We start from the raw sequence: 19,485 nt of genomic DNA on the forward strand, positions 1-19,485 counted from the left end.
TAAGGAGTGTGCGTGTGCGGGTCAAGGAATGGCTGTTGCGGTGCCTGTTGCTGGCAAGCCTGGGCGTGTCGGCGCAGGTGCAGGCCGTGTGCTCGGTGGTGGCCAGCGTACCGGCCAGCTTTGGCACGACGGTGAGTTCGATGACCGTGCGCACCACCTCTCAGCCCAGTTCGACCACCAATGCCGGCTTCAGCTGCACGCCGGCGCTATTGTCGGTGTTGGCCTCCAATGACCATTTTTACGCGACCGTCAGTGGTTCGCCCCAAGGTGGCCTGGTGGGGCCGACCGGTGATGTCATCAACTATACGATCTATGCCAACAACACCACGGCGTTCCCGATGACACGCGGCACCGCGTTCGATTTTGGCGGCAGTGGCGGCATTGCCGCCTCCCTTGGCCTGGTGTTCGGGCCGGGCACCAAAGTCGTGCCGCTGTACTTCGCCACCACCCTTGGCAGCAACGTGGCGTCGGGGGTGTACAGCGAAACCCTGAGTATTTTCTGGAACTGGAACTATTGCTCGGGCATTGGTATTGCTGGGGCCTGTCTGGGCCGTGAGATCAACAACGGCACCACGACCTTGAACGTCAGCATGACGGTGGTCAACGACTGCCAGATCACCACGCCGCCGATTGCCTTCGGCAGTGCGCCGGTGGTCAGCGCCTTCGCCACCGTCAACGGCCAGGCCAGTGTGGCCTGCACCAAGGGCAGTGCCTACACCGTCGGCCTCAGTGATGGGCAGAACCCGGTGAGCGTGGGCGGACGGCGGCGGATGATTTCCGGCGGTAGCTTCCTGGCCTACGACATCTTCATGAGTGCCGGCACCACACGCTGGGGCAGTGTGGGCGCAGCACGGCGGGCCAGTTCCTCGGCCGAGATCAACCCCGGCAACGGCCTGGGCACCGGCAGCCAAGTGTTCAACTACAACGCCAAGATCTACACTGACCAAGCCACGCCGCCGGGCGGCACCTACATTGATAATGTGGTGCTGGATGTGGGCTTTTAACGCCGCGTCCGTTGAAGGTCCACGCGGTCAAAATGTGGGGGCTTGCCCGCTCCCACAAAAGCCGGTCTTGATCCTCTAGAACTTGAGCAAGTGCGTAGCCGCCTGATCCACCGGGCTGACCATCGCATAGTTGTACCCTCCACCGGACCAGTAATCGGCCTGCAACCCATCTTCGCTGCGGCTGCCGCGCGGCAAAAAGCCGTTTTCCGGTCCCGGTGGGCGGATGTAAAAGCTGATGCGATGGCCATGCTGATCCTCGTACAACACCATCGCCGCCGCACCTTGCTCAGTGGTGAGCAGGCGCCCGCTCACGGGCTTGAAACCGGCCTGGCTCAAATCGGGCAGGCGATGGGCCTGGTTGAAATAGCGATCCAGCCAGGCTTGCATAGTGCCGCCATCTTCGGTGCTGAAGTCGGCGGGCATGATGCCGTCCTGGGCAAACAGGCGAAACGCCTGCATGGCGTCGGCCATCGGCAACATCGATGGTTGGGTCGCTTCGCGCGCGTGCCAACCGCCAAGCCCGCCGAGGCAGACTGCGATCAGCAGCACGGCGGCGCTGGCCAGGTGGCGGCGCGATTGATGCCGAATGCGTTGGCGAATCAGTGCCGGGTCGAGGTCGGGGTTGGCCGGTTGCTGCAAGGTTCCGCTCAAGGCGGCGCGCAGGGCTTGTGCATCCTGTTGCCAGGCATGTACCTGGGCGGCCCTTTCAGGGTGGGCAGCCAACCAGGTTTCAAGCACACGGCGGTCGCTCTCGGGCAGTTGGTGATCGACGTAGGCATGCAAATCGTGTTCGCTGGGGGGCAGGCTGATCATTTGAGTATCCGCAGGGCAGGGCTGGTAATTTCGCCTTCGCTGAGTTGACGCAAGGCCTGGCGCGCACGGGACAGGCGCGACATCACGGTGCCTACCGGTACCGCCAGGATCTCGGCGACTTCCTTGTAACTTAACCCTTCGACCGACACCCACAGCAGCAGTGCACGTTGCTCGGTGTTGAGTTGGTCGAAGGCGTGCAGGGTCGATTGGGCCATCACTGTGCGCTCCACCGAGGGTTGTGCATCGTCACGGCCGGTGAAGAACTCGAGCATGCGTGCATAACGGCGGCTGCGCCGGTGGGCGTCGAGGAACTGGCGGTAGAGGATCGAGAACAGCCAGGCGCGCAGGTCGCCTTCCAGGCGTTTGTCGGCCCAGCTGATGAGCGCCCGCTCGAGCGTGGACTGCACCAGGTCGTCGGCGCTGCTGGCGTTACGCGTCAGGGACACGGCAAAACGTCGCAGCCTGGGGATGAGTTCACGTAACGGTTCGTCGAGTTCGTGCATGGGCGTGGGTTCTGGTCAATTGTGCAGAGGAAGACGCCGGCCGACGTAGGTTATTCCATCAATAACTATAGGAAGATTGCGCTCTTTTGTAGGGGATATCTGCAATGCACTCGGGCCTGTAATACCGCTCCCACACCTCAATCAACCCTCGTAACAACCGCGAACAATTTCTGCGGTTAATTGATGAGGGTGCAGGCATGACCATTTCTCCGACCGATAAACAGTTTTATCGCCGCCCCGCGCTGGCTCACTTACCTGCCGCGCAGCGGATCGTGTTTGAACAATGGGGGGGCGGGCCATCGGCCAAGCCGGGCCACGACCGCGTACACCAGGCCATCGAGGTGCAAGCGGCGTTGACGCCACAAGCGATTGCGGCGGTGTGGGCGGGACAGCGTATCAGTTATGAACAACTCAACCGTCAAGCCAATCGATTGGCCGTGCGCCTGATTGATCTGGGCGTGAAGCGCGGCGACACAGTGGGGCTGTTTGTCGAGCGTTCGATTCCCATGCTGGTAGGGCTTCTGGCGGTGTTGAAGGTGGGCGCTGCGTATGTGCCTCAAGACGCCAGAATCGTGCCGACGCTGCAATTGGGCATGGTGCTGGAGTCGTTGACCAGTCCGGTGATTATGACCTTGTCGAACCTGGCCGATCGCCTGCCGGCCGATGCGACGCAGCGCAGTGTATGCCTGGACACGTTCCTGGCCGAAGAGCCCTGGGTCGCCGAGGACAACACTCAGGTGTTCGCCGCTGCCGACACCGATGACCTGTGTTTCGTGCTGTTCACCTCCGGCACGACCGGGCGGCCCAACGGTGTGTGTGTCAGCCACCGCAACGTGTGCAATATCTTGCTCACGCAGCCGGGGCAGATGGGCATGGCGCCGGGTCGTAACGTGGGGCAAATCCTCAATATCGGTTTTGATATGGCCGCCTGGGAAATCCTCGGTTGCTTGGCCCATGGGGCGACCTTGCTGATTCGTGATAAAGACATTGCGCAAACCGCTGCGCAATGCCACGTGCTGATCGCCACCCCCTCGATACTGGCGAACCTTGACCCGGCGCAGTGTCCTGACCTGAAGGTGGTTGCGGTGGCAGGTGAGCCCTGTTCTCAAGCGCTGGCCGAGCGTTGGGCCGAACATTGCACGTTCTACAACGGCTGCGGGCCTACCGAAACCACCATCGTCAACACGTTGCACCGGCATGTGCCCGGCACGTTGTTGACCATCGGCAAACCGACTCCGAATAACACCGTGTATGTCCTCGACGAACACGGTCGCGCCTGTGAACTGGGTGAGATCGGTGAAATGTGGGCCGGCGGCGTCGGGGTAACGGCCGGTTACTTGAACAATACCGAGCTGACCCAGGAGCGCTATCGCCCGGACCCTTTTATGGGCGGTGACGCAATGATGTTTCGCACGCGGGACCTGGGGCGCTGGACGGCAGACGGTCAACTGGAACACTTGGGGCGCGTCGATGATCAGGTGAAGGTGCGTGGCTTTCGTGTGGAACTGGACGCTGTGTCTACGGCCCTGGAGGCGGGCGATGGCTGCATGCGGGCGGTCACTTTGAAGCTGGACAGCCGTAACCTGGTGGCTTTCGTCTCGCCCGTCAGTGCCGACGTCGAGTCGTGCCGAGCCCGCTGCCAGGAGCGCCTGGCCTACTACTGCGTGCCGACATCCATCTACGCGGTGGAGGCTTTTCCGCTGACCGCCAGGGGCAAAATCGACAAGGCCTTGTTGCTGCAACAGGCATTCGCGGCCGAGGTGGCTCGCCATGCTTGATGCACTGACCCGTGCCGTTGTGCCACCCAAACCGGCGTTGTGGCGTCGCTGGACTGCACTGCCGGTGTTTTCCTACTACAACCGCCTGGTGGCACTGGTGTTGTTGGTTAATGCCGTGTTTGTACTGTTGGCGGTCGATTTTGCTGCCATTACGGTTGAAAGGCTTTCGGACATGGTGCTGATCAACCTGTCGCTGGCCATCCTGATTCGTCAGCATTACCTGATCAATGCACTGTTCTGGCTGGCAACCCGTGTGCCAGTCACCTGGCCGTTGCGTGTGCGGCGCAGCGCGGCCAAGGTTTACCACTTCGGCGGGCTGCACAGTGGCGCGGCCCTGGCGGCGACCGCGTGGTTTATAGCGATGGTCGGCGTTCAGGTTGCACGCTATCTGCGCCAGCCCGATAGCGTGTCGTCAGCCTGGTTGTGGCTCACGGGTGTGTTGCTCGGGCTGTTGCTGTTGATGGTGAGCATGGCGCAGCCGTGGATTCGCAGCCGATTCCATAATGGCTTCGAGCGGGTCCATCGGTTTGCCGGCTGGAGCGCGCTGCTACTGTTCTGGGCGTTGACTTTACTGGCGTCCAGCGAGACTTCGACCAGCTTATTACACAGTGGATCATTCTGGATGCTGGTGCTGCTGACGTTGAGTATTGCCCTGCCATGGTTGCGTCTGCGCAAGGTCGCCGTTGAACACACACGGCCTTCCGGGCATGCGGTGATTACGCGCTTCAAGCACACCACGCCGTTCGCCGGTTCATCCACTGCGATCAGCCGCAACCCTCTGCTGGAGTGGCATTCGTTTGCCAATATTCCTGCACCAGAGGCGGCGGGGTTTCGCCTGATCATATCGCGTGCGGGCGATTGGACTGGGCGCTTCATCGAAGACCTGCCCAGCCACGTGTGGGTCAAAGGCATCACCACGGCGGGCGTGGCTAATGTGGAAACCCTGTTCAAGTCAGTGGTGTATATCGCCACCGGCAGTGGGATCGGCCCGGTCATGCCGCATTTGCTGGCCGCCCAAGTGCCGATCCAGTTGATCTGGTCTACCCGCAGCCCGCGCAAAACCTATGGCGATGAACTGGTGGACGAAATCCTGCGTGCTCAGCCCGGGGCATTGATCTGGGACACCGATGAGCGTGGTAAACCGGACTTGGTGCAATTGGCCTACGGCGCGGTGCAAACCTTCGGTGCAGAAGCGGTGATCTGTATCGCCAACCAGGCGTTGACCGAGCGCGTGGTGCATGAAATGGAAGCCCGTGGCATACCGGCTTATGGCGCGATCTGGGATTCCTGAAACCGCGGCATTGAGGCACAACATTAATCAGCAGAGGTTTTTATGAATGTATTAATAGAACGTCATGGCCGAGTGGTACTGGTCAGGCTTAATCGCCCCCAGGTCAAGAATGCGTTGAGTTCGGCGCTGATGACGGAGTTGATCAGCCGTCTGGAAGTGCTGGACCAGGACCCGCAGGTCGGCTGTTTCGTCATCACCGGCACGCCTGAATACTTCGCCGCTGGGGCCGATATTAAGGAGATGAGTACCAAGTCCTACCTGGACATGCTCGATGAGGATTACTTCGTCGGCTGGGAAGCCTTTACCCGCCGGCGCACGCCAACGATTGCCGCAGTGGCCGGCTATGCGTTCGGCGGCGGCTGTGAGCTGGCGATGATGTGCGACATGATTTTCGCCGCCGATACGGCGACCTTTGCCCAGCCGGAAATCAAACTGGGCGTTATTCCGGGCATGGGTGCGACCCAGCGCTTGACCGGGCTGGTCGGCAAGGCCAAGACCATGGACATGGTGTTGACCGGACGGCCGATGATGGCTCAAGAGGCGCTCCAGGCCGGGTTAGTGTCGCGTGTGTACCCGGCGGCAGACTTGATGGAGCAGACGCTGGCGGTGGCTGCACAGATTGCCGGGTTCTCGCGCACCGCCACACGGGCGGCGCGGGAGGCAGTTGAGCAAGCCTTGGAACTTGGGTTGCACGATGGCGTGCGCCTGGAGCGCCGACTGTTTCATGGGCTGTTCGCGACGCCGGATCAGCAGGAGGGCATGCAGGCGTTTATAAACAAGCGCCCGGCAGTCTTCAACGCGGTTTAGAAGAACGCTCGGTTTGGCAACGCATCTGCTCTGAAAAAACTACAGTGAAAAGGGAATAGACCTACGTGGGATTCGTCTCATAGTTCATTTTCCCTGTGGCCACGTGCCCTGGAGTTTTTCATGGTAGATCACTCATCGCCGCCACGTACGCCCCTCAGTACCGCCAGTTTGTTAGTCAGGCTGGCGTGTATTGGCAGTGTAGTGGCGGTTGTTGCCGGGGCATTCGCCTACGTCAACGGCACGCTTGACCCACAGCGCCTGCGTCCCAAAACCCTGGTCAATGCCCTGGAAACCAACAACGGTGTACACCCTGGGTTTCGGCGTAACCATGCCAAGGGCGTGTGTGTGGCCGGTTACTTCGAGAGCAGCCCCGAGGCGCGCGCTTACTCCAGTGCCCAGGTGTTCAGCGCGGCGAAAACCCCGGTGATCGGCCGATTCGCCTTGCCCAGCGGCAACCCCTACGCGCCGGACAGCAGTGTGCCGATCCGCAGTTTCGCGGTGCAGTTCAGCCAGGCCAACGGCCAGCAATGGCGTACGGGGATGAACAGCATGCCGGTGTTCCCGGTGGGCACGCCTGAGGCGTTTTACCAGATGCTCAAGGCCGGCGCACCCGAGCCGGCCACCGGCAAGCCGAACCCGGCCAGTATGCCGGCGTTTTTTGCCGCGCACCCCGAGACGGCGCCGTTCCTGGCGTGGGTCAAGACTGCCAAGCCCTCGGCCAGTTACGCGACCGAAACCTACAACGGCATCAATGCCTTTTACCTGGTAAACGCCGATGGCCAGCGCCAGGCGGTGCGTTGGGGCGTAGTGCCACAGAGCCAGGATGCGACGGGTGACACCGCGCCGCCTGGCGCTGACTTTCTCGAAAAGGATTTGGTGCAGCGTCTGGCTTCCGGGCCGCTGCGTTGGCAGCTGAACCTGACCCTGGCCAACCCCGGCGATCCGCTGGACGACGCCAGCAAAGCCTGGACCGGCGAGCACAAGGTGCTCAACGCCGGCACCCTGGTGCTGCAAAGCAGCCAACCGCAGGCTGACGGCGATTGCCGCGATATCAACTTTGACCCGCTGATTCTGCCCAGCGGTATCCAAGCCTCCAATGACCCGCTGCTGGCTGCACGCTCGGCGGCTTATGCCAGTTCCTACGTACGCCGCGCTGGCGAAGTCAGCCCGCTGCACAGTGCCCCTCAGGAGTCGAAACCATGAATGCCCAACCACGGTTTTTCGCGCCTCTGGCTCGCCTGCTGCATTGGCTGATGGCGTTGATGGTCATTGCCATGTTGTTTATCGGCGCGGGCATGGCGGCGTCGGTGTCGGAGCGTCACGAGTGGCTGATTCATCTGCACAAGCCACTGGGTATCGCGATTCTGGCGTTGGTGATCGTGCGGCTGGTGGTGCGCTTTTCCACCCGTCAGCCGCCGTTGCCGGCTGACCTGCCACTGTGGCAAGTGCTGGCCGCCAAAGCGTCCCATGTCGTGTTATATGCGTTGATGCTGGTGCTGCCGCTGCTGGGCTGGGCGATGATTTCGGCGGCCGGTGACCCGGTGATGCTCAGCAGTTCGGTGCAATTGCCGGCGTTGGTAGCGGCCAATGCACCGTTATTTGCGCTGCTGCGCAAGGCCCATGGCTACCTGGCCTACCTGTTGTTCCTGACAGTACTGTTACACCTGGCGGCGGCGCTGTTTCACGGGTTGATTCGTCGCGACGGTGTGCTGCAAAGCATGACCGGCACCAAAGGCTGATGCCGGGGGGGCAGGGCGGGTCAGCGCAGGGTGGTGACGATATCGGCCACGGTGCTCAACACGTCCTTGCCCAGTTGCCTGGAGCGCTCACCGGACCAACCGGTTTTCGGGTTGGGGGCGTCGTCGTTGTCCTTGAAGGGCATCTCGAGGGTCAGCGACAGGCAGTCGTATTGCTGGCCAACGGCATTGCAGGCCAGGGTCATGTTGGCTTCGCCCGGCAGGTCGCGGGTGTAGCCGTGGGTGGTCTGGAAATCGCGGGTCAGGGCGCTCAAGTGCCTGCGGAAGTGTTTTTCCAGCGCTTCGATACGCGGGGTGTAACCGGGGTTGCCTTCGCAGCCTGCGGTGAAGACGTAGGGGATTTCTTCATCGCCATGGATATCGAGGAACAGGTCGACGCCGTATTTCTCCATCTGCTGCTGGGCGAACAGCACTTCCGGGCTGAGCGCCTCGCTGGCGTTCTGCCAGGCACGGTTGAGGTCCTGGCCCATGGCGTTGGTGCGCAGGTGCCCGTGAAAGGCGCCATCGGGGTTCATGTTGGGGATCAGGTACAGGTCGGCGACGGCCAGGAGTTTTTTCAGCTCGGCATCACCGTCCTGTTGCAGGCGCTCGATGACGCCTTCCATAAACCATTCAGCCATGTGTTCGCCGGGATGCTGCTGGGCGATGATCCACACCTTGCGCTGGCCTTCGCCACCTTTGCCGCGGCGTAGCAGCTGGATATCACGGCCCTCGACGCTTTTGCCGGTGGCGAGCAGTTGGGTACCGGCGCGGTTCAGGGCCTGTTCGATCAGCCAGTCGTGACGCTCACGGCTATACGGTTCGAAGTAGGCGAACCAGGCTTGCTTCTCGCGGGTTTGCAGGCTGATGTGCAATGTATCGCCATCAAAACGCGTGGGCACGCGGAACCAGTTGACGTGGTCGTAGGACGCCACGGCGTTGTAACCACTCCAGGCATTTTTATATGACGAATGGCTGGCGTTGCTCAGGCGGAAGGTGTGGGTATGGCCCACATGCATGCCTTCGGCCTTGAAGTGGAACCATTGGAAATGTGCGCTGCGAGTATCGGGTTTGATCGCCAGCAACAACTGATAAGCGTCGCTGGCATCCAGGACCTGGATGTTGCCGCTGTCGAAGTCGGTGCTGATCTTGATGGAGGTCAAGGCCACTGTCATGGGCTGGCTGCCTGCGTAGGATTGTTGTGGCAGATATCTTACACAGGAGTGAGGCAAAATCTTGGTGCAAAATTGTTGCACGGGGAAGGGGGCGTCGTCCTTGACGCCGAGGCAGCTTAGATTCTATGAGATTGATTCTCAAGCGCTATTTCGCAAAGATCCGGGCTAGAGCGTTCGATCGGCTTTCTTTTGGCGATGCTCTTTTGCTACCATGCGCGCCATCAAGCAACACACAGTCTTCATTAGCCTGAAGCCACGCCAGAAAAACTGGCAAAAAAAAGACCCGGCCAAAGAGCCGGGTCAAAAACCGTGATTAGCCTGATGAGGAGATATTCCAAGAGTCCGACCTAAGGTCCCTTGGTCTATCGACTGATCTCGCGATCAGCTGAGCCCAATAATAATCATTATCATTTGCAAGTCAAATGTTTTTATCCGTGTGATAGAAATATTTTTCTTACGTGCCTGTCAGGCGTCCGCCTGGGCAGCAGGCACCTGCACTGCCTGTTCCACCATCGCTTTGGCCATATCAATCAAATACACCACCGAAAAGGCCAGGTCCCGCTGGTTGCCCTGCCGGTTGCTTGCCGATTCATAGGCGGCTGCCGCCGCACTGCGTAGCAGGTCCGATGCGTGCACCAGGGCGTCTTCCTGGCTGATGCCGGGCCTGATGTCGAAAAACGCGGCGTCAGGCGTGGGCGCCCACACATCTTCTTTCAGGTAATAGTCGAGTGCCCGTTGCGCGGCGCCACTGCTGCGCAGGGTCAGCAGTTCGTCGGTTTCGGGCGTGCAAGGCAGGTGATTCGGGAGGGTCATCATGAGGGCGATTACTCTGGCTGGACGTTGAAAACCTGCACCTGATAGTAATACGAATCGTATTTATGTCATTTGATGGATTACTACAAACTGTTTATTGTCGTGGCAATTGCGCAACGTATGGTCAGGCTCCATGGACAACTGGATAGCGTTGGTCAAAGCCAACATGAAAGACCGCAAGGTCACGCAGGATGAACTGGCCGAACGCTTGGGCATGTCCCAGGGCGGCGTCGGTCATTGGCTCAATAAGCGCCGCGTGCCCAGTCTTGCGGACATGAACCGGGTGCTGGACGAGCTGGGGCTCGGCTATCTGGAAGTCGCGCTGGAGATTCGCGAAAAGGCCGACCCAACACCCGCGCTGGAAAAACACTACAACCCGTATTTCCGCTACCCGGTCAGCGACTGGAAAGGCGTCTGCGAAATCCGCGAAGAGCGCCCGACCTACGGCGCGGCCCGTTTTGAACTGAGCGATTACCATGCCCAGGGCGAAGCCTTCTGGCTGCCCGTAACGGGCGATGCCATGACCGCGCCCAGCGGCCTGAGCATCGGTGCGGGCATGATGATTCTGGTGGACCCGGCCATCGAGCCCGAACCCGGCAAGCTGGTGGTTGCGCAATGGGCCGACAGCACCCAGGCGACCTTTCGCCAATTGATGGAAGAGAGCGGCCAGCTTTACCTGGTGCCGCTCAATCCGACTTATCCCAAGCAGCTTTTCACCGATGCGTGCCGAATCCTCGGGGTAGTGGTGCAAGCCACGGCGAAGTTCTAGTCCGTGGTCTCAAGTTCCACCAGGGCGCTGCCTTCGGCGACCATTTCGCCTTCCTGGCAAAACACTGCCTTGACCGCCCCGGCGTGAGGCGCGCGGATACTGTGCTCCATCTTCATGGCCTCGAGCACCACCAGCTGAGTGCCAGCCTCCACGTGTTGACCGACTTCTACCAGCACCCGCACGATGCTGCCGTTCATCGGCGCTGTGAGGCCGCCTTGAGGAGTCTGGTTGGCCTCGACTGCAGCAATCGGGTCATACAAGCTGACGGCCTGCATCTGGCCGTCCCAGCGCAGATACAGGATGCCTTCGCTGCGTACCGCCAGATAAGCGCGGCGCACGCCATGGTGTTCGATCAGTAGTTGCTCGCCGCGCAATTGCGCAGTGCCCGCTACCAGCTTCACCAGCCGGTCCTGCCCGGCGCAACTCAAGTGCAACGACACGTCGCTCGGCAACCCGGCACGAAAGCCTCGGTTATCCGCCCACGGGCCTTCACCGGCGGGCTGGCTCTGCATAAACGCCGCCCCTGCCGCCTGCCAGAACTCATCGCTCAAAGCACCAGGTGCTGGCAGCAGTTCATCCTGATAGCGCGGAATAAACCCGGTATCGAGTTCAGCCGCCGCAAACGCCGGATGGCCGATGATGCGCCGCAAAAAGCCGAGGTTGGTCTTGACTCCGCCGACCGCAAACTCATCGAGCATGCTCAACAACCGCAGGCGCGCCTGTTCGCGGTCTTCACCCCAGGCAATCAGTTTGCCGAGCATCGGGTCGTAGAAGGGCGAAACGTTGTCGCCTTGTGCTACGCCACTGTCCACACGGCGCCCCGGGCCTGGAGTAGATTCGCGGTACAGCGCCAGGTGCCCGGTGGCTGGCAGGAAATCATTGGCCGGGTCTTCGGCATACAAGCGCACTTCAATCGCATGGCCCACCAACGGCACCTGATCCTGAGTGATCGGCAGCGGTTCACCCTGAGCTACACGAATCTGCCAGGCTACCAAATCAAGGCCGGTAATCGCCTCGGTCACTGGATGCTCCACTTGCAGCCGCGTGTTCATCTCCATGAAGAAGAACTCGCCACGCGCGTCCAGCAAAAACTCCACGGTGCCGGCGCCCACATAGCCGATTGCCTGGGCCGCACGCACGGCCGCCTCACCCATGGCTCTACGCTGCTCGGCACTCAAGCCCGGTGCGGGTGCTTCTTCCACCACCTTTTGATGGCGACGTTGAATAGAACAGTCGCGCTCATTGAGGTACAGGCAATGGCCGTGTTGGTCGGCAAACACCTGAATCTCCACGTGGCGTGGCTTGAGCAGGTACTTCTCCACCAGCATTTGCCCATTGCCGAAGGACGACAGCGCCTCACGCTGGGCCGAGGCCAGGGCTTCGGCCAACTGGCTGACGTCCTCGACCACCTTCATGCCCTTGCCGCCACCACCTGCCGTGGCCTTGAGCAGTACCGGGTAACCGATACGTTCGCAGGCATCGCGGAAAGTTTCCAGGTCCTGGTCCGCGCCGTGATAACCCGGCACCAACGGCACCCCGGCAGTTTCCATCAACGCCTTGGCCGCCGATTTGCTGCCCATGGCATCGATGGCCGAGGCGGGCGGACCCAGGAAAACAAGACCGGCGGCTTCAATCGCACGAGCAAAGCCGGCGTTCTCCGACAGAAAGCCGTAACCCGGATGGATCGCCTGGGCGCCACTGGCTTGGGCGGCGGCGATCAGTTTGTCGATTTGCAGGTAACTGTCGGTGGCCTTGCTGCCACCCAGGTCAACCCGAATGTCGGCCTCGCGGCTATGGCGCGCATCGCGGTCGGTGGCGCTGTGGACCGCCACGGTGGTCAACCCCATCGCCTTGGCGGTGCGCATTACCCGGCAGGCGATTTCGCCACGGTTGGCCACCAGCACAGTGGTCAGTGTGCTCATGAACGTGGCTCCTGCGCTTGCCAGCTGGGCGGGCGTTTTTGCAGGAACGCGCGCAAGCCTTCCTGGCCCTCGGCGCTGACGCGAATCCGCGCGATAGCATTTTCGCAATACCGACGCAGCGCCGGGGTGAGGGCGCCGTTGCCGACTTCGCGCAGCAAATCCTTGCTGGCGCGCATGGCAGCCGGGCTGTTTTGCAACAGGTTGGCGATCCACAGTTCCACTTGCGCATCCAGCTCGGTGGCCGGGTAACTTTCCGCCAGCAGGCCAATGTCGCGTGCACGCTGGCCGCCAAAACGCTCGGCCGTCAGCGCATAGCGCCGCGCGGCCCGCTCGCCGATGGCCTGTACCACGAACGGGCTGATCACCGCCGGTGCCAGGCCGATGCGCACTTCCGACAGGCAGAACTGCGCGTCATCGGCGCCAATCGCCATGTCGCAGCAACTGATCAAGCCCAGCGCGCCCCCGTAGGCTGCGCCTTGCACCACTGCCAGGGTCGGGATTTTCAGCTTGGCCAGGTTGTACATCAACTCGGCCAGCTCGCGCGCGTCGTCCAGGTTGGTGTGGTAATCCAGCTCGGCCGATTGCTGCATCCAGGCCAGGTCTGCGCCGGCGCTGAAGTGCTTGCCACGTGCGCGCAACACTAAAAAACGCAGGGACGCATCGGCCTGCACCTGGTCGAGGGCGATGATCAACTCGCGGATCATCTGCGCATTGAACGCGTTGTTCTTGGCTTCACGACTGAGCCACAGCGTGGCAAAACCACGGCTGTCGGTGACCAGTTCGAGGGTGTTGAAATCGCTCATGGGGTACAGCTCCATTTACATGCGGAACACGCCGAAGCGGCTCGGCTCGATGGGGGCATTCAGCGCGGCGGACAACGCCAGCGCCAGCACGTCACGGGTCTGCTGCGGGTCAATCACACCGTCATCCCACAAACGTGCGCTGGAGTAGTAGGGATGGCCCTGGGTTTCGTACTGGTCGAGAATCGGCTGCTTGATCGCGGCTTCTTCTTCGGCACTGAACGCATTGCCCGCGCGCTCGGCCTGTTCACGCTTGACCTGCACCAGCACGCCGGCGGCCTGTTCGGCACCCATCACGCCGATGCGTGCATTCGGCCACATCCACAAAAAGCGCGGGTCATAGGCGCGGCCGCACATGCCGTAGTTACCGGCACCAAAGCTGCCGCCGATGATCACCGTGAACTTGGGCACCTTGGCGCAGGCCACCGCCGTGACCAGCTTGGCGCCGTGCTTGGCGATGCCGCCGGCTTCGTATTTCTGGCCGACCATAAACCCGGTGATGTTCTGCAAGAACAGCAACGGAATCCCGCGCTGGCAGGCCAGTTCGATAAAGTGCGCGCCTTTTTGCGCGGCTTCTGCGAACAGAATCCCGTTGTTGGCCAGGATCGCAATCGGGTAGCCGTGCAGGTGCGCAAAACCACACACCAGCGTGGTGCCAAACAGCGCCTTGAACTCATCGAATACCGAGCCATCCACCAGCCGCGCGATCACTTCGCGCACATCAAATGGCTGCTTGGCATCGGCCGGGATCACGCCATAAAGTTCTTCGCTGCTGTACAACGGCGCCACCGGCGGGCGTTGCACTAACTGACCCTGCTTGCGCCAGTTGAGGTTGGCCACACTGCGTCGGGCCAGGGCGAGCGCATGTTCATCGCTGTCGGCATAGTGGTCGGCTACGCCGGAGATCTTGCAGTGCACATCGGCACCGCCCAGGTCTTCGGCGCTGACCACTTCGCCGGTCGCGGCTTTTACCAGCGGCGGCCCGGCGAGGAAGATCGTGGCTTGCTGGCGCACCATGATCGCTTCGTCGGCCATGGCGGGTACGTAGGCGCCACCGGCGGTGCAGGAGCCCATCACCACGGCGATTTGCGGGATGCCCTGGGCGCTCATGTTGGCCTGGTTGAAGAAGATCCGCCCGAAGTGTTCGCGATCAGGAAATACCTCATCCTGACGCGGCAGGTTGGCGCCACCGGAGTCCACCAGGTAAATGCACGGCAGGCGGTTCTGCTCGGCGATGGTCTGGGCCCGCAGGTGTTTTTTTACCGTGAGCGGGTAGTACGAGCCGCCTTTGACCGTGGCGTCGTTGGCGACAATCATGCATTCGACGCCTTCCACACGGCCGATTCCGGCGATCACGCCAGCGGCGGGCACGTCCTCGCCGTACACCTGGTGAGCCGCCAGTTGGCTGAGTTCCAGGAACGGTGAGCCAGGGTCGAGCAAGCGGTTGATACGCTCACGGGGCAGCAGTTTGCCGCGCGAGGTGTGCCGTTCCTGGGCCTTGGCGCCGCCGCCTTGCTGCACATGGGCGAGCAGGCTGTGCAGGGCGTCGACCTGTTGGCGCATCGCCGTGCTGTTGGCGGCGAACTCCGCTGAACGCGGGTTTAGCTGGGTATGCAAGGTGGCCATGGGGGCGCTCCTTCAGCGGGTTTCGTTGAAGAGTTCGCGACCGATCAGCATCCGCCGAATCTCACTGGTGCCAGCACCGATTTCGTACAGCTTGGCATCACGCAACAGGCGCCCGGCGGGGAATTCATTGATGTAGCCATTGCCGCCGAGAATCTGGATCGCGTCCAGGGCCATTTGCGTGGCGCGCTCGGCACTGTAGAGGATCACCCCGGCGGCGTCCTTGCGCGTGGTTTCGCCACGTTCGCAGGCCTGGGCCACCGCGTAGAGATAGGCGCGGCTGGCGTTGAGCTGGGTGTACATGTCGGCGACCTTGCCCTGGATCAGCTGGAATTCGCCGATGCTCTGGCCGAACTGCTTGCGGTCATGGATGTAGGGCACGATCAGGTCCATGCACGCTTGCATGATCCCGGTCGGGCCGCCCGAGAGCACCACGCGCTCGTAGTCCAGGCCGCTCATCAGCACTTTGACGCCGCCATTGAGCACACCAAGGATGTTTTCTTCGGGCACCTCGACGTCATCGAAAAACAGTTCGCAGGTGTTGGAGCCGCGCATGCCCAGCTTGTCGAACTTGTTGCTGCGGCTGAAGCCTTTGTAGTCGCGCTCGACGATAAACGCGGTGATGCCGTGAGGGCCTTTTTCCAGGTCGGTCTTGGCGTAGATCACGTAGGTGTTGGCGTCGGGGCCATTGGTGATCCAGGTCTTGCTGCCGTTGAGCACGTAGTGGTCACCACGTTTGTCGGCGCGCAGCTTCATCGAGACCACGTCGGAGCCAGCATTCGGTTCGCTCATGGCCAGGGCGCCGATGTGCTCGCCGCTGATCAACTTGGGCAGGTACTTGAGTTTTTGTTCGTGATTACCGTTGCGGTTGATCTGGTTGACGCACAGGTTGGAGTGCGCGCCGTAGGACAGCGCCACTGACGCCGAACCACGGCTGATTTCTTCCATGCTCACCACGTGCGCCAGGTAACCCAGGCCGGCGCCGCCGTACTCTTCCGGCACGGTGATGCCCAAGAGGCCCATGTCCCCGAACTTGCGCCACAGGTCGGCAGGGAACAGGTTGTCGATGTCGATCTGCGCCGCGCGGGGCGCGATCTCCTTCGCCACGAACGACTGCACCTGGTCGCGCAGCATGTCGATGGTTTCACCGAGGGCGAAGTTCAGGGACGGGTAACTCATGGACAGGCACCTTAATGTGAGCTTTGTTGTTGTGTGGGTGGGGCGCGGAGGAGGGCGCTCACCTTTACGTTAACGTAAGCTTGCGTTACGGCGCTGTCAATCGTAGTTTACGTTTACGTCAACCTACAAAAAAGACAACAGGGGTCGTTATGGATCAACCGCACCCGAGCTACAGCCGTGGCTCCCAGGACAAGACCTTGCTGGCCATGACCATCGGTCAGGCTTTCGATCGCACCGTTGCGCACTACCCCGATGGCGAAGCCTTGGTGGTGCGCCATCAGCAACGCCGTTACACCTGGCGGGAGTTGGCCGAGACGGTGGATTTGCATGCCCGCGCCTTCATGGCTTTGGGCATGCAAACCGGCGATCGCCTGGGCATCTGGGCGCCGAATTGTGCCGAGTGGTGCATCACTCAAATAGCCAGCGCCAAGCTCGGGGTGATCCTGGTGAATATCAACCCGGCCTACCGCAGCAGCGAATTGGACTACGTACTCAAACAGTCCGGCTGCGCATGGCTGGTGTGTGCCGGCTCATTCAAGAGCTCCGATTACCACGCGATGTTGCAGGAACTGCACCCCGACGTGCGCGGCCTCATCAGCCTGGACCCCAGCCCGCCAGCGGAATTTATGCCCTGGTCGCAGTTGGCGGCCCTCGGTGCTGGCATCCCGCCCGAGCAGCTTTATAGTCGCCAAGCCAGCCTGCACTTCGATCAAGCCGTCAACATCCAGTACACCTCCGGCACTACGGGCTTCCCCAAGGGCGCCACCCTCAGTCACCACAACATCCTCAATAACGGTTACATGGTCGGCGAAAGCCTGGGCCTCACCGCGCAGGACCGCCTGGTGATCCCGGTGCCGCTGTACCACTGCTTTGGCATGGTCATGGGCAACCTCGGCTGTATCACCCACGGCACCACCATGATTTACCCCAATGACGGTTTCGACCCGCTGCTGACGCTCACCGCCGTCGCGCAAGAACGCGCCACCGGCCTGTACGGCGTGCCGACCATGTTTATTGCGCTGCTGGATCACCCACGTCGCAGCGAATTCGACCTGGCCACCTTGCGCACCGGCATCATGGCCGGCGCCACGTGCCCCATCGAAGTGATGCGTCGGGTCATCAGCGAGTTGCACATGGGCGAAGTGCAGATTGCCTATGGCATGACCGAAACCAGCCCGGTGTCATTGCAGACCGGCGCCGATGACGACCTGGAGCGGCGCGTCACCACCGTTGGCCGCACCCAGCCCCAGCTCGAAAACAAAATTATCGACGAGGCCGGTAACACCGTGCCCCGTGGCCAGATCGGTGAACTCTGCACCCGTGGCTACAGCGTGATGCTCGGCTACTGGAACAACCCCGAAGGCACCCGCGACGCGATTGATGACGCAGGCTGGATGCATACCGGCGACCTGGCGAGCATGGATGAACACGGCTACGTGTGCATCGCCGGGCGCAACAAGGACATGATCATTCGTGGCGGTGAGAACGTGTACCCGCGCGAGCTGGAGGAGTTTTTCTTCACTCACCCGGCGGTGGCCGATGTGCAGATCATTGGCATTCCGGATGAGCGTTACGGCGAAGAGATCGTTGCCTGGGTCAAATTCCATCCCGGCCATGTGGCCAACGAACTGGAGCTGCAAACCTGGTGCAAGGGCCGCATTGCGCACTTCAAGACGCCCAAGCACTTCAAGTTCGTGGATGAGTTTCCGATGACAGTGACGGGCAAGATCCAGAAGTTTCGCATGCGCGAAATTTCGATCGAGGAGCTGCGAACCCAATCCAACTGACAGCACAGGCTTATGTGGGAGCTGGCAAGCCAGCTTCCACAGAAAGCACAAAGGGGACCCGAAGGTCCCCTTTAATTTGTCGTTGCGTGCTCTTTTTTTATTATTGAGGGGCGGTCTATTGTTGTTTTTGGCAACCGTTACCCTTTACCGCTGTTTTTTTGCGACCCCCATCCGGGATCAAGAGCAAACGTATTTTTTTGAACGCTGATCTGCTTCTTCGTTAACGATCCAACCAGTGGCAGCTACCTGAGGTAGTTTTATTTTTCTCTAACCGGTTGCGGGTGTCGGCACGCCGTACCCTGCGAAGCACATCTTCTTCAAAAAAATCTGTTAGCTGCGTCTCTGCCGTGTTGTTTTTGTTATGTCAGAGTCGTTTCGTCTTATTTTTATTAGGTTTGGCGCTTTTTATTCTTGTTATGCCATAGAGATAGCAGGAGCCGTGCCAACTTTTAAAAGTCATTTAAAATCAATGGTTTAACTTTTGTGTAGGGTTTTGCCTACGGCAAATTCGACAAAATATGTTCCCGTGTTACTCGATGTGTATGCGTGCGGTAACACATTGTCACGGCTAAGCTACTCAACCGGCGTTACGTGCCTTGGCGACTCGCGAACCCGTCGGCCGACCCAGCACGTTACTGATCTGCAGGCCTGCACGAATCAATGCCTCCAGATCGATACCGGTGTCGATACCCAGACCATTGAGCAGGTACACCACATCTTCGGTGGCGACGTTACCGCTGGCGCCCTTGGCGTAAGGGCAGCCGCCCAGGCCCGCAATAGAGCTGTCGAACACCGTGATGCCTTCGAGCAGGCTGGCGTAGATATTCGCGATTGCCTGGCCATAGGTGTCATGGAAATGCCCGGCCAGCTTGTCCCGTGGCACCTGCGCGCCGACCACTTCGAACAACCGTCGTGTGGCGCCTGCGGTACCGGTGCCGATGGTGTCGCCCAGCGACACTTCATAACAGCCCATGGCATACAACTCACGTGCTACTGCGGCGACTTGTTCCGGCGCAATCTGGCCTTCGTAAGGGCAACCCAACACACACGACACATAGCCGCGCACGCTGATGCCGTGTTGCTTGGCGGCCGTCATGATCGGCGCAAAGCGCTCCAGGCTGTCGCTGATGGAGCAGTTGATATTGCGCTGCGAAAACGCCTCGGACGCCGCCGCAAATACCGCGACTTCCTTTACGCCAGCCGCCAGCGCATCTTCAAAGCCGCGCAGGTTTGGCGCCAGCGCGCCGTAGGTGACGCCGGGCGTGCGCTGGATCTGCGCAAACACCTCGGCGGAGCCAGCCATCTGCGGCACCCATTTGGGCGAGACAAAACTGCCGACTTCGATATAACTCAAGCCGGCTGAGCTGAGTGCGTCCACCAGTTGAACCTTGTCGGCCACGCTGATCGGCTGGGCTTCGTTCTGCAAACCGTCGCGCGGGCCGACTTCCACCAGGCGCACATAAGAGGGGAGAGACATGGGCAGCT

Annotated in this window: 17 protein-coding genes; 8 read left to right on the forward strand and 9 right to left on the reverse strand. The window is 60.9% G+C overall.

Annotation, left to right across the window (positions count from 1 at the left end; genetic code table 11):
- Positions 1-14: 14 nt before the first annotated feature.
- Positions 15-1,004, forward strand: coding sequence for a spore coat U domain-containing protein (locus tag AB4P96_RS13170; protein WP_099550036.1), 990 nt, complete (start codon positions 15-17; stop codon positions 1,002-1,004).
- A 75-nt stretch (positions 1,005-1,079) separates the two neighbouring features.
- On the opposite strand, the gene AB4P96_RS13175 is transcribed toward AB4P96_RS13170, so the two are convergent.
- Together AB4P96_RS13175 and AB4P96_RS13180 are read right to left on the reverse strand one after the other, a co-directional pair.
- Positions 1,080-1,817: an anti-sigma factor family protein gene (locus AB4P96_RS13175; protein WP_395600854.1), complete on the reverse strand. Its 738-nt coding sequence runs from the start codon at positions 1,815-1,817 to the stop codon at positions 1,080-1,082.
- Positions 1,814-2,320, reverse strand: a complete 507-nt coding sequence (locus AB4P96_RS13180; protein WP_017136497.1) for a sigma-70 family RNA polymerase sigma factor — start codon at positions 2,318-2,320, stop codon at positions 1,814-1,816. The genes AB4P96_RS13175 and AB4P96_RS13180 overlap by 4 nt, the downstream gene beginning before the upstream one ends.
- Positions 2,321-2,517: 197 nt before the next feature.
- Here AB4P96_RS13180 and AB4P96_RS13185 point away from each other — a divergent pair, with 197 nt between their 5' ends.
- The 5 genes from AB4P96_RS13185 (at position 2,518) to AB4P96_RS13205 (ending at position 7,935) form a co-directional block, all read left to right on the forward strand.
- Positions 2,518-4,098, forward strand: a complete 1,581-nt coding sequence (locus AB4P96_RS13185) for an amino acid adenylation domain-containing protein (RefSeq protein ID WP_017136498.1) — start codon at positions 2,518-2,520, stop codon at positions 4,096-4,098.
- Complete coding sequence (locus AB4P96_RS13190) at positions 4,091-5,389, forward strand: hypothetical protein (protein ID WP_236462591.1); 1,299 nt, start codon at positions 4,091-4,093, stop codon at positions 5,387-5,389. Before AB4P96_RS13185 ends, AB4P96_RS13190 begins: the two co-directional genes overlap by 8 nt.
- Positions 5,390-5,431: 42 nt before the next feature.
- Positions 5,432-6,196, forward strand: a complete 765-nt coding sequence (locus tag AB4P96_RS13195) for an enoyl-CoA hydratase-related protein (RefSeq protein WP_017136500.1) — start codon at positions 5,432-5,434, stop codon at positions 6,194-6,196.
- Positions 6,197-6,316: 120 nt separating this feature from the next.
- Positions 6,317-7,399, forward strand: coding sequence for a catalase family peroxidase (locus AB4P96_RS13200; RefSeq protein ID WP_138453619.1), 1,083 nt, complete (start codon positions 6,317-6,319; stop codon positions 7,397-7,399).
- Entirely contained in the window at positions 7,396-7,935 is a 540-nt protein-coding gene (locus AB4P96_RS13205) for a cytochrome b (protein ID WP_099550040.1), read from the forward strand. The genes AB4P96_RS13200 and AB4P96_RS13205 overlap by 4 nt, the downstream gene beginning before the upstream one ends.
- A gap of 20 nt (positions 7,936-7,955) precedes the next feature.
- Here AB4P96_RS13205 and AB4P96_RS13210 read toward each other — a convergent pair whose 3' ends face one another.
- The gene (locus tag AB4P96_RS13210; RefSeq protein ID WP_099550041.1) at positions 7,956-9,107 is read right to left on the reverse strand and encodes a M14-type cytosolic carboxypeptidase; all 1,152 of its coding nucleotides are present in this window, start codon (positions 9,105-9,107) and stop codon (positions 7,956-7,958) included.
- A 465-nt stretch (positions 9,108-9,572) separates the two neighbouring features.
- Positions 9,573-9,923, reverse strand: coding sequence for a DUF6124 family protein (locus tag AB4P96_RS13215; RefSeq protein WP_395600855.1), 351 nt, complete (start codon positions 9,921-9,923; stop codon positions 9,573-9,575).
- A 130-nt stretch (positions 9,924-10,053) separates the two neighbouring features.
- Between AB4P96_RS13215 and AB4P96_RS13220 the strand changes: the two genes are divergently transcribed.
- Positions 10,054-10,689, forward strand: coding sequence for a LexA family transcriptional regulator (locus AB4P96_RS13220; RefSeq protein ID WP_017136506.1), 636 nt, complete (start codon positions 10,054-10,056; stop codon positions 10,687-10,689).
- Here AB4P96_RS13220 and AB4P96_RS13225 read toward each other — a convergent pair.
- From AB4P96_RS13225 to AB4P96_RS13240, 4 genes are read right to left on the reverse strand one after another with little or no spacing between them, the layout of a single operon-like run.
- The gene (locus tag AB4P96_RS13225; protein ID WP_395600856.1) at positions 10,686-12,611 is read right to left on the reverse strand and encodes an acetyl/propionyl/methylcrotonyl-CoA carboxylase subunit alpha; all 1,926 of its coding nucleotides are present in this window, start codon (positions 12,609-12,611) and stop codon (positions 10,686-10,688) included. The two genes, AB4P96_RS13220 and AB4P96_RS13225, sit on opposite strands and share 4 nt — an antisense overlap.
- Positions 12,608-13,414, reverse strand: a complete 807-nt coding sequence (locus AB4P96_RS13230; RefSeq protein ID WP_017136508.1) for a gamma-carboxygeranoyl-CoA hydratase — start codon at positions 13,412-13,414, stop codon at positions 12,608-12,610. The genes AB4P96_RS13225 and AB4P96_RS13230 overlap by 4 nt, the downstream gene beginning before the upstream one ends.
- 15 nt (positions 13,415-13,429) lie before the next feature.
- Complete coding sequence (locus AB4P96_RS13235) at positions 13,430-15,037, reverse strand: carboxyl transferase domain-containing protein (protein WP_017136509.1); 1,608 nt, start codon at positions 15,035-15,037, stop codon at positions 13,430-13,432.
- A 12-nt stretch (positions 15,038-15,049) separates the two neighbouring features.
- Positions 15,050-16,213 carry an isovaleryl-CoA dehydrogenase gene (locus AB4P96_RS13240; RefSeq protein ID WP_017136510.1) on the reverse strand — a complete coding sequence of 388 codons (1,164 nt, stop codon included), beginning with the start codon at positions 16,211-16,213 and terminating at the stop codon, positions 15,050-15,052.
- A 149-nt stretch (positions 16,214-16,362) separates the two neighbouring features.
- Here AB4P96_RS13240 and AB4P96_RS13245 point away from each other — a divergent pair, with 149 nt between their 5' ends.
- Complete coding sequence (locus tag AB4P96_RS13245; protein WP_099550044.1) at positions 16,363-18,000, forward strand: AMP-binding protein; 1,638 nt, start codon at positions 16,363-16,365, stop codon at positions 17,998-18,000.
- 577 nt (positions 18,001-18,577) lie between these two features.
- Here AB4P96_RS13245 and AB4P96_RS13250 read toward each other — a convergent pair.
- The gene (locus AB4P96_RS13250; RefSeq protein WP_017136512.1) at positions 18,578-19,477 is read right to left on the reverse strand and encodes a hydroxymethylglutaryl-CoA lyase; all 900 of its coding nucleotides are present in this window, start codon (positions 19,475-19,477) and stop codon (positions 18,578-18,580) included.
- Positions 19,478-19,485 lie beyond the last annotated feature (8 nt).

This window comes from Pseudomonas sp. B19125 (genome assembly GCF_044218855.1).
GTDB lineage: Bacteria > Pseudomonadota > Gammaproteobacteria > Pseudomonadales > Pseudomonadaceae > Aquipseudomonas > Aquipseudomonas edaphica.

What these genes read in the sequence shown, in the direction of transcription:
- AB4P96_RS13175 (WP_395600854.1), bottom strand. Translation starts at nt 1,817, where the DNA reads ATGATCAGCCTGCCCCCCAGCGAACACGATTTGCATGCCTACGTCGAT.
- AB4P96_RS13180 (WP_017136497.1), bottom strand. Translation starts at nt 2,320, where the DNA reads ATGCACGAACTCGACGAACCGTTACGTGAACTCATCCCCAGGCTGCGA.
- AB4P96_RS13185 (WP_017136498.1), top strand. Translation starts at nt 2,518, where the DNA reads ATGACCATTTCTCCGACCGATAAACAGTTTTATCGCCGCCCCGCGCTG.
- AB4P96_RS13190 (WP_236462591.1), top strand. Translation starts at nt 4,091, where the DNA reads ATGCTTGATGCACTGACCCGTGCCGTTGTGCCACCCAAACCGGCGTTG.
- AB4P96_RS13195 (WP_017136500.1), top strand. Translation starts at nt 5,432, where the DNA reads ATGAATGTATTAATAGAACGTCATGGCCGAGTGGTACTGGTCAGGCTT.
- AB4P96_RS13200 (WP_138453619.1), top strand. Translation starts at nt 6,317, where the DNA reads ATGGTAGATCACTCATCGCCGCCACGTACGCCCCTCAGTACCGCCAGT.
- AB4P96_RS13205 (WP_099550040.1), top strand. Translation starts at nt 7,396, where the DNA reads ATGAATGCCCAACCACGGTTTTTCGCGCCTCTGGCTCGCCTGCTGCAT.
- AB4P96_RS13210 (WP_099550041.1), bottom strand. Translation starts at nt 9,107, where the DNA reads ATGACAGTGGCCTTGACCTCCATCAAGATCAGCACCGACTTCGACAGC.
- AB4P96_RS13215 (WP_395600855.1), bottom strand. Translation starts at nt 9,923, where the DNA reads ATGATGACCCTCCCGAATCACCTGCCTTGCACGCCCGAAACCGACGAA.
- AB4P96_RS13220 (WP_017136506.1), top strand. Translation starts at nt 10,054, where the DNA reads ATGGACAACTGGATAGCGTTGGTCAAAGCCAACATGAAAGACCGCAAG.
- AB4P96_RS13225 (WP_395600856.1), bottom strand. Translation starts at nt 12,611, where the DNA reads ATGAGCACACTGACCACTGTGCTGGTGGCCAACCGTGGCGAAATCGCC.
- AB4P96_RS13230 (WP_017136508.1), bottom strand. Translation starts at nt 13,414, where the DNA reads ATGAGCGATTTCAACACCCTCGAACTGGTCACCGACAGCCGTGGTTTT.
- AB4P96_RS13235 (WP_017136509.1), bottom strand. Translation starts at nt 15,037, where the DNA reads ATGGCCACCTTGCATACCCAGCTAAACCCGCGTTCAGCGGAGTTCGCC.
- AB4P96_RS13240 (WP_017136510.1), bottom strand. Translation starts at nt 16,213, where the DNA reads ATGAGTTACCCGTCCCTGAACTTCGCCCTCGGTGAAACCATCGACATG.
- AB4P96_RS13245 (WP_099550044.1), top strand. Translation starts at nt 16,363, where the DNA reads ATGGATCAACCGCACCCGAGCTACAGCCGTGGCTCCCAGGACAAGACC.
- AB4P96_RS13250 (WP_017136512.1), bottom strand. Translation starts at nt 19,477, where the DNA reads ATGTCTCTCCCCTCTTATGTGCGCCTGGTGGAAGTCGGCCCGCGCGAC.